The organism is Enterococcus sp. 7F3_DIV0205 (assembly GCF_002141365.2).
Classification (GTDB): Bacteria; Bacillota; Bacilli; order Lactobacillales; family Enterococcaceae; genus Enterococcus_L; species Enterococcus_L palustris.
This window is the reverse complement of sequence record NZ_CP147244.1, coordinates 3,071,790-3,080,552: the sequence shown is the minus strand read 5'-3', so window position 1 is coordinate 3,080,552 and position 8,763 is coordinate 3,071,790. Positions and strand designations below refer to the sequence as shown.

Here is an 8,763-nt window from a genome sequence, read left to right as displayed (position 1 = left end):
AATACTTTAATTTTATTTTTTATTTTATAATGTAATATTTTAAATTTCATAACTTGTGTAAATAAATACTACATAAAGCAGCAAAAAATAGAGTTGACTTTTTCCAAAATGTAAAATATACTTACGATGTTTTAACTATTCTATTTACTACTATTTGTGGGGGCGCTATGCTAATTACACATTTACTAAAACTAGATCATTCATTAAACTCAGATACTTGGAACAACTGGTATCATTCACTTGAATCTGAGAGACAAAATAAAATAGATAATTTAAGATTCCCTGATGATCAGCTCCGCTCACTTACAGCTGGAGTTCTTTTACAATCGATGTTGTTCAATTATTGTCAACTGCCACCTGATGAGCTATTTTTTTCAACTTCTAAACAAGGAAAACCATTTTTGGCATCCCATCCAGATATTTTTTTTAATTTAACTCATTCTGGTGAGTATGTTTGTTGTTCAGTAAGCACTGCTCCAGTTGGGATAGACATTGAGCAAATGGAGAGCATTGATGTTAACGGTATCGCTCGTTTTTTTTCTATTCACGAGCAAAAGTACATACACTCTAGACAAACCAAGACGGAACAATTAGATGCCTTTTATTCAATTTGGACACTAAAAGAAGCTTTCAGTAAAACAGTTGGTCACGGTCTATCCCTGCCAATGGATACCTATCATTTTATCTTGAATGGAGAGTCAATTTCTCTGTCAACACAAATAAAAAATGATTATCAATTTTACTCTCGCATCATTGATAATCATTATAAATTTGCTCTTTCTTCATCCATACTTTCCAAAAATGTTGAAAAACATTTAACGCTAACTGAACTTGTTAAAACTGTTTCTTTGTAAATAAAAAGAGATTGAGCCATAACTTTTCAGTTATCACTCAATCAATTAAAAAATGGATTAAACCTTGGAATTATATTGCCTTATTAGTGATCTTTATTCAGCATTCAAATCTGATTTTTTTCAAGTTGTTCTCATTGATTGAAATTTTTAAACGAATTTTTTGAAAAGTAACTCACTAAGAGCATAACTAATCCCGTAAATATAAACAGTATGTAGACTGAATTTGAAAAAATATCGAATAATAAACCATAAACTGCTTGAGACAACGGCTGCGCACATAAACTTAAAGTGGTTACATAGGACATGACTTTTCCAACTAACTGAACTGGGGTGTTTGCTTGGATATTTGAAATAACAAAAATAGAAAATAATGTAAACAAAGCTTGTAAAAGCATGATTACAAAAGTAAACAATGTAAAGGTTACTGCAGCAGGCATATCAATCATAAAGATGACGCCCATAACAAGAACCAAAAGACTCGATGCCCCCACAATCAAGTAGCTATTTTTCATGTTCAATTTTTTTGAAAGTAATCCAACCATAACAGCTCCAGCAATTCCAGCCAGAGAAATCATGCCTTGGTTGATTCCTAAATACTGACTGTTAAGGCCTAAAACAATTCTAATGATATATGGAATTCCAACAAATAATAGTCCTGAAATGAAAAAGCTAATAGCACCTAAAACAACGATTATTTTTACTATCGCAGGCTCTTCTTTCCGAATAAACAACCAACTTTCTTTCAAATCTCTGATAACAGTTGCAATTGCCCCATTTTCAAATTTGACAGCTAATATCGGGATTCTAATAAAACACTCAATTAAAGCAGCTCCAAAAAATAAGATAAAGCAAATAACGAATATCCATTCAATCTTCACCAAACTATATAAAAAACCCGCTAGTATTGGTCCAACAAAATTAGCAAACAGCTGAATTTGATTGACAACTGAGTTAGCTTTTAATAAGTTATCTTCTTTAAATAATAACGGCATACTTGACTGAACAATTGGTGTTTCAAAGGCTGACACTACAGACATCAGCAATAAGCATATGGCAACAATAGCTATATTTGCTCTTGATACTACTGCTAAGTAAACTAAAATCGCAATACCAGCATACAAGCCATCCATGATGACCATCATATTTTTCTTGTTGAAATTATCTGCTAGCACACCACCGATTGGTGAAAAGATAATTGTCGGGATTATCGATACAGCTAAAAGTGTTCCAAATAAGGCTGCTGACTTCGTTAAATCTAAAATATACAGTGATAGAGCAAACTTCATCACAGAGTTTGCTAAAACTGAGAGTGTCTGTCCCATAATAATGTAAGCAAAATTTCTATTCCAAATCACATGCTTTTCAATTTCCATTTTTTTCCTCCTACTATTCAAACGCTAAATAAGCTTATTTAGCTCTAACTGAAAATAGAAAAACTGAATGAGTGGTGTTCCCCCTCATTCAGTTTTCATTTGTTGTGAAGTCTTACTCGAAAACATTAATGCTTCTTTTTAACGTTTTCTATTTACTAAGAAAAAATTAGCTCCAGCCAAAATGCCTGGTATTAAAAAGGCTACTGAGAATTTTAAACAAACAAGACTAGCTATCATAATAAGTAGGCTAATAACAGAATATTTGTTTGTTACTCTTGGTAACTTCACTTTTACACCTAAACTTTGTCCGATATTTTCAAAAAAGCGCGTCATTTGTTCCATTATAAATCAGTCCTTTCTATTTATAGTAAACTCGTTAACAGTTGTGCGCCTTGGGCCAACACAATGACGATGCCGCCCCAGATCAAAACTTTAGAAATATTTTTATTTTTAAGCTTATTTCTCTTTCCTAAAATCAATCCAATAATGAGCAGCACAATTCCTAGAATAATGGTTCCGATCCATACGTATATTAAAACCGATTGATCTGGAATTTTGATGAATGAATTATCTAAAAGTTTATTTGGCATGATGTATATCTCCTTTTAATTTAAATTTCTTTGACTAACATTGAGCGATAGGTCATGATCATTAAAATCACACTCACTGCACCTAAAAATAATGACACAATAGGAATGCCTAATAACCCAGTTGGTGATGCTTGGGAATTAGAACCAATCACTACAATCACTAATGATGAAACAACTGTTGCAATAACCGAAACGTTTCTCATTCCAATAAATAAAGGCAAAAAGCCTAGACAAATATTTGAAATAAGTACGATCATTAAAGACCACAAACTTTCTGAAGCAAAGCTAACAAATGCCAATCGTTGACTTAATAAATAAATGCTAACTTCTTGAAATAAAGTTGAAAATACAGCAAATGCAGCAGTTAACAGAAAGATAAGTAAAAATTTAACTAAAATCAATTGTTTTTTACTATACGGATAAGTAAAAAGTACTGTGATCGTTTTTGTTTTATATTCTTCAATAATGATTTGAACAATTAGAATTGCTTGCCAAACGATCAAGACTGCTCGCGTAATCAACAAGGCTAATTCTGATGTTGTCAGTTGAACTGCTACACCTGTTGGATTTACTTCACTTGATGGATCAGCTAACAATGTTGATGTAAAAATGGAAAGTAGTAATACGATGCTATTCATCACGACCAGAGAAATAATCTGGCTTTTTAAATTTATTTTCTTTAATTCGATTTTCAACAATTTAATCATGCACTCGCTCCTTCTTTAACTAAGGATAAGTAATACTCTTCAATATCTAGATCCATCTCTTCTAAAGCTTGCTTACTGATTTCTTTGATCAATTTTCCTTTTGCCACAATTCCAATCATATCAGCGATTTTAAACACTTCAATCAGAATATGACTAGAAATCAAAACTGTCGTTCCATACGTTTGATTAATAGTTAAAATCAAGTTTCTGAAATCAATAATTCCTTCTGGATCCAGCCCATTTATCGGTTCATCTAAGATCAATAGCTCGGGTTCATTTAAAAGCGCTCTTCCTAAGCCTAAACGCTGCTTCATTCCTAATGACAGCTGATTGATCATCTTCTCCTTTTCATTGAATAGTCCAACATCTTGTAGGACTCTGTCTATATTACTTTTAAACTGTTCTCCCATGTAATCGCAATGAAGCAACAAATTTTCTTCCACGGTCATATTCTCATAGAAGACAGGTGTTTCGATGATACTGCCTAGTTTTTTGTATTGCTCCACCGATTGAGGCATTTTCTCATTGAAGAGAGAGATTTCTCCACTATCGGGTTTTACAAGATCAAAAATCGACTTGATGATTGTCGTTTTACCAGCGCCATTTGCACCTAACAAACCGTAGATCGTCCCTTTTTTTAATGAAAGTGATACATTGTCTAAAACAAGTTGCTCGCCAAATGACTTCGTCAACTTTTGAATTTCCAACACATTAGTCAATAAAAATTTCACTCTTTTCTTTTTTGAATATTTTATTATGAATATTCATAACTTTATATTCACATATTAATGCTTGTAATTCGTTCTGTCAAGTGTTTATAACATTTTTGTTATTATGTGTTGATTTTTTACTAGACTTACGGATTTTGCTTACGATAAAAACTTGACAAATATTTTATTTAAACTACAATTATGAATATTAAGAGAAATATATTCAAAGTCAGAAAGTAGGCTACTAATGAAAACAGGCACTAAGGGATTTTCAGAAGAAAAAAGAGCAGAATTAAGAAGTACTCTATGTATGGAATGTGAAAAAAGCTGGGGGACTAATGGATATAAGAAGACGAATATTGCCGAATTAACGTCTAAAGCCTCTATTTCTACCGGTGCATTTTACTTACTATATGGAACAAAAGAAGACTTATTTGTAGATACATTGGACAGAGTACAAAATCGTTTAAAAACAAATTGGCGTAACATTTTAAATGCCTCACCTTCGAAAAAAGGTTTTGTCGAAGCAATGAAATTCTTATTCAGAGAATACAAAAATTCACCTTTTCTTTATGACTTCTCAAACCCTGATTTTTTAGCCTTTATTGGTAAACTACCACCAAATCTCATTACTGAGCTTGAAACGGACAACTGGAAATTTTTTGAAGAGGCACTACACATTGCCAATTTAGAACTTAAAGTGAGTGAAAAAAAAGCCTTTGAAATTATCAATACTCTGTTAAGTATTATTATTATTCGTGATAGAGTAACAGATGATTTCGAGAGTATTTTTGAGTTTATTTTAGACTCTACTATTGATAATGTGATTGAATAACTATACGACAGGAGGAATAACTATGTTATCTGGAATTAATTCTACTTTAAACAAGGTCAATGACTCATTAAATGTAAATGTTGCTTTGCCTACACCGAACAATGAACGTTTAGCTAAAGCTTCCGCTGTCAATTTATTACTAGGGACAACAGCAATTTGCTATGGTTTGATAGCAAAAAAGAAAAGTTATTGCTTGATGGGTGGACTTTCTGTATTGTCGGCTTGGTTCCTAAATGAAGAAATTGACTCAACAAAATGATTTTTCCTTTTACTGCTAGCTACCTGCTTAAAGTAAAACGATTGACTTAAAACATATCCTGTTTTAAGTCAATCATTTTTTTATTATTTCCGCTTTTCTAGACAGTAAAGGTTTGATTTTTTTTAATGATTTCTTGATACCAACTAAAGGACTTTTTCTTTTTCCTCTCTAAAGTTCCAGTTTGATCATCATTTTTGTCTACGTAGATGAAACCATATCTTTTTTTCATTTCACCAGTCGTTGCACTAACTAAATCAATTGGTCCCCACATTAAATAACCGAAACAATCAACATAGTCTTCAACAATTGCTTTTTCCATTTGTTCTAGGTGTTTTTGTACATATTCTATCCGATAATCATCTTGAATTGAACCATCTGTTTCTAATTGATCTACGGCACCTAAACCATTTTCAGTAATAATGATCGGTAGTCCATAGCGCCTATAGACGTAGTTTAATGTATAACGTAATCCAATCGGATCAATCGCCCAGCCCCATTTACTTTGTTGGAGATGAGGATTTTGGACACCACCGAATAAAGTTTCTTCGTTGGCTTCATCACCTTCATAATGCGCCACACTGGAAGAATAATAGTTTAAGCCAATAAAGTCTAGTTTTCCCTCTTTAAATGCGAGCTGATCTTCTTTTGAGACCTTTAAGTCGATTCCTTGCGCTTGGTATTCTTTCAATTTGTATTCTGGAAATTTCCCCATACACATGGCATCTATTTGATAAAATTCGCGATCGGTTTCTTTCAATGAATTCATGACATTTTGCGGGTCACAATTTAAAGGATACGCGGGAGTTAAACCAAAGACACACCCAATTTGGTTGGCAGAATCGACCGTCCGTGCTAGCTTAACAGCTTTTACACTTGCTAGTGTCATATTATAGCTAATCGTTGCTAGTGTCTGTTTTTTGTTGTCCATCTCTGTATATTTCAAGCCTGCAATAATGTACGTAAAAATATCTGATGCTTCTGTTTGTGGATCGATATGATTCATCTCGTTAAACGTTACCCAGTAGCGTACTTTTCCTTTCAACGCTTCAAACATTGTTTGACAATACTTTAAATAAAAATCGATCACCTTTGGATTAGTCCATGAACCATATTCTCTCACTAAGTGCACAGGCATCTCAAAATGATACAAGGTCACGATCGGTTCAATATTGTTTTTTAGTAACTCATCAACCACATTTTGATAAAACTGAATGCCTAATGAATTTGGTTCTTGTTCGTCTCCTTTAGGGTAAATTCTTGACCAGTCAATTGAAATACGTAGGGCTTTAAACCCCATTTCAGCAAATAGCGCAATATCTTCTTTATATCTATGATAAAAATCGATCCCATCATGAGAAGGATAATATTTACCAGTTTCGATCGTTTTGCAGATTTCCCGCGGTTTGTCATAGGTTCCTTGTGTGACAAGATCCATGATCGCTACACCTTTGCCGTCTTGATCCCAAGCACCTTCACATTGATGAGCAGCAATACTGCCGCCCCATAAAAATTCATTTTTTTTCATTTCAAACGCTCCTTGATTTGTTAGTAAAAAATACATCTTCTAGTCTTATTATAATATAACTGTTAAGCACTCATCATCCGTAAATACACTCTCTTTTGCAGCCGGAATCACATCTAAATAGTCTGTTGTGTTCGTAACAACTATAATCACAGTTGGATCATAGCCCTCTTTTTGAATCTCTGCAAAGTCAACCGTTGATAGTAATTGACCTCGTTCTATCATCGCACCTTGTTCTACGATCGTATCAAAATGTCTTCCATCAAGTTCTACGGTGTCGATCCCAATATGGATCAGCACCTCTATTCCTTGTTCTGTCTTGATACCGATTGCATGCTTTGTTGGAAAAACAGCTGATACTTCACCCGAAACTGGCGCAACAATTTGAGCATCGGTTGGTACAATTCCTATCCCTTTACCTAATGCTCCCGTTGAGAATGCTTGATCATTGATTTCTGCCAAAGGAACTACGTTGCCTTCAACTACTGAATTTAGCGGAACTTTCTTTAACTGACTATTTTTTTCTGGTACTGTTTCTTTTGACAGATCTTTAGTCTGTGTTTCTTTTTCGTCTTGAGGAATCCCTAAGAGATATGCTGAAATTGTAGCTGTAACAAAGCCGATCACAACACTGATGATCATAAAAACTAAATTTGAAAAGTCTTGATTATCAGCATAAGATGGTAATCCCATCAGGCCCCAAACGATAGAATACGTTTTAACATTTGTCAATCCTGCAAACAATCCACCAAGACCACCACCGATCATAACGGCAATAAATGGTCTTCTAAATTTAATAAATGCACCATAAATAGCTGGTTCAGTCACGCCCATCAGCGCACTAAAACTAACCGTTCCAAATAATTGCTTTTGTTTAGAATCCTTCGCTCTTAAAAAATACCCTAACATTGCACCAGATACGGCTAAATCAGAAATCGTCGCTGCTGCTAAGAAAATTGGATCATACCCCATTTTATTCACAAAGTTCAATGCTAGTGGCATCATGAAATTACCTGCCCCCAACATAATCAAAAATGGCTGAAACGCTGCATATAGCATCACAACAATCCAACTACCAAAGGTATTGTGAAGCACCTCAAAGAACCAGCCGATTCCATCACCGATCCAAATACCAATCGGACCGAAAATCAGTAAAGTCACAGGTAAACAAATCACCATGATCAATAGAGGGTTTAAAAAGTATTGTAAAAACTTAGGAACATATTTTTTTAGTAAAACAGTTAATTGCCCCATAAACCAAACCGCTAAAATGATTGGAATAAATGAATTTGCATAAACGATCTGCGGTAGTTGAATTCCAAAAATACTCAATCCAGATACATCATTAATTGAGCTTGAAACTAGCGTCACTGCTAAAGCCACTGCTAAATAGGGACTGGCTTTTAATCGCTTTGCACATGACATTGCAATAAAAATTGGTAAAAAGAAGAAAACTGCTGAACGAATTGAATCCAATAGTTGATAGGTTGGACTATCAACTGAGATTAGCCCAGTTATTGAAAATAAAGATAGAAAACCTGCAAGCAGTCCAGATGCAATGATTGGTTCAATAACTGGGGTCATTGTCTCCGAAAGTAAATCCATTGCAGCTTTCAGGGGATTTTTTTTCTCTTTAATTTTTGATTCTTCATCTGAACTAGGCGTTAACCCTAGCATACTGATCAACTCAGCATGTACTTCACTAACATGTGTGCCTATAATTACTTGATAGGCAACATTGTTAGACACAACGTCGATCACTCCATCTAGCGCTTTCAATTCTTCTGTGTTGGCTTTTGTTCGATCTTTCAAAGTAAAACGCAAACGAGTCATACAGTGAACCACTGCCTGAATATTTTCTTTTCCTCCTACAAGGCGGATAATTTCTTCATTAAATGATTGATACTTCATTG

10 protein-coding genes are annotated in these 8,763 nt (G+C 34.1%); 3 read left to right on the top strand and 7 right to left on the bottom strand.

Annotated features, from left to right (window positions below; all coding sequences use genetic code 11):
• Positions 1-167: 167 nt before the first annotated feature.
• Entirely contained in the window at positions 168-854 is a 687-nt protein-coding gene (locus tag A5821_RS14430; protein ID WP_086315417.1) for a 4'-phosphopantetheinyl transferase family protein, read from the top strand.
• Positions 855-985: 131 nt separating this feature from the next.
• Here A5821_RS14430 and A5821_RS14425 read toward each other — a convergent pair whose 3' ends face one another.
• The 5 genes from A5821_RS14425 to A5821_RS14405 form a co-directional block, all read right to left on the bottom strand.
• A complete protein-coding gene (locus tag A5821_RS14425; RefSeq protein WP_086315416.1) occupies positions 986-2,227 on the bottom strand; it encodes an MFS transporter in 1,242 nt (413 codons plus the stop codon).
• Positions 2,228-2,365: 138 nt separating this feature from the next.
• On the bottom strand, positions 2,366-2,569 hold the full coding sequence (locus tag A5821_RS14420) for a hypothetical protein (protein WP_086315415.1): 204 nt from the start codon (positions 2,567-2,569) through the stop codon (positions 2,366-2,368).
• A gap of 20 nt (positions 2,570-2,589) precedes the next feature.
• Complete coding sequence (locus tag A5821_RS14415; RefSeq protein WP_086315414.1) at positions 2,590-2,817, bottom strand: hypothetical protein; 228 nt, start codon at positions 2,815-2,817, stop codon at positions 2,590-2,592.
• A gap of 20 nt (positions 2,818-2,837) precedes the next feature.
• Positions 2,838-3,524 (bottom strand): ABC transporter permease, encoded by a 687-nt coding sequence (locus tag A5821_RS14410; protein WP_086315413.1) that lies wholly within the window; start codon positions 3,522-3,524, stop codon positions 2,838-2,840.
• Positions 3,521-4,234 (bottom strand): ABC transporter ATP-binding protein, encoded by a 714-nt coding sequence (locus A5821_RS14405; protein WP_249921889.1) that lies wholly within the window; start codon positions 4,232-4,234, stop codon positions 3,521-3,523. Before A5821_RS14405 ends, A5821_RS14410 begins: the two co-directional genes overlap by 4 nt.
• 247 nt (positions 4,235-4,481) lie before the next feature.
• Between A5821_RS14405 and A5821_RS14400 the strand changes: the two genes are divergently transcribed.
• Together A5821_RS14400 and A5821_RS14395 are read left to right on the top strand one after the other, a co-directional pair.
• On the top strand, positions 4,482-5,069 hold the full coding sequence (locus tag A5821_RS14400; protein WP_086315411.1) for a TetR/AcrR family transcriptional regulator: 588 nt from the start codon (positions 4,482-4,484) through the stop codon (positions 5,067-5,069).
• A 22-nt stretch (positions 5,070-5,091) separates the two neighbouring features.
• On the top strand, positions 5,092-5,328 hold the full coding sequence (locus A5821_RS14395) for a hypothetical protein (RefSeq protein ID WP_086315410.1): 237 nt from the start codon (positions 5,092-5,094) through the stop codon (positions 5,326-5,328).
• A gap of 97 nt (positions 5,329-5,425) precedes the next feature.
• Here the strand turns inward: A5821_RS14395 and A5821_RS14390 are convergent, their stop codons facing one another.
• Both A5821_RS14390 and A5821_RS14385 read right to left on the bottom strand, forming a co-directional pair.
• Positions 5,426-6,853, bottom strand: coding sequence for a family 1 glycosylhydrolase (locus A5821_RS14390; protein ID WP_086315409.1), 1,428 nt, complete (start codon positions 6,851-6,853; stop codon positions 5,426-5,428).
• Between the two features lie 48 nt (positions 6,854-6,901).
• Positions 6,902-8,761 carry a beta-glucoside-specific PTS transporter subunit IIABC gene (locus tag A5821_RS14385; RefSeq protein ID WP_086315408.1) on the bottom strand — a complete coding sequence of 620 codons (1,860 nt, stop codon included), beginning with the start codon at positions 8,759-8,761 and terminating at the stop codon, positions 6,902-6,904.
• Positions 8,762-8,763: the final 2 nt, after the last annotated feature.

What these genes read in the sequence shown, in the direction of transcription:
- A5821_RS14415 (WP_086315414.1), bottom strand. Translation starts at nt 2,817, where the DNA reads ATGCCAAATAAACTTTTAGATAATTCATTCATCAAAATTCCAGATCAA.
- A5821_RS14400 (WP_086315411.1), top strand. Translation starts at nt 4,482, where the DNA reads ATGAAAACAGGCACTAAGGGATTTTCAGAAGAAAAAAGAGCAGAATTA.
- A5821_RS14390 (WP_086315409.1), bottom strand. Translation starts at nt 6,853, where the DNA reads ATGAAAAAAAATGAATTTTTATGGGGCGGCAGTATTGCTGCTCATCAA.
- A5821_RS14385 (WP_086315408.1), bottom strand. Translation starts at nt 8,761, where the DNA reads ATGAAGTATCAATCATTTAATGAAGAAATTATCCGCCTTGTAGGAGGA.
- A5821_RS14410 (WP_086315413.1), bottom strand. Translation starts at nt 3,524, where the DNA reads ATGATTAAATTGTTGAAAATCGAATTAAAGAAAATAAATTTAAAAAGC.
- A5821_RS14395 (WP_086315410.1), top strand. Translation starts at nt 5,092, where the DNA reads ATGTTATCTGGAATTAATTCTACTTTAAACAAGGTCAATGACTCATTA.
- A5821_RS14430 (WP_086315417.1), top strand. Translation starts at nt 168, where the DNA reads ATGCTAATTACACATTTACTAAAACTAGATCATTCATTAAACTCAGAT.
- A5821_RS14425 (WP_086315416.1), bottom strand. Translation starts at nt 2,227, where the DNA reads ATGGAAATTGAAAAGCATGTGATTTGGAATAGAAATTTTGCTTACATT.
- A5821_RS14420 (WP_086315415.1), bottom strand. Translation starts at nt 2,569, where the DNA reads ATGGAACAAATGACGCGCTTTTTTGAAAATATCGGACAAAGTTTAGGT.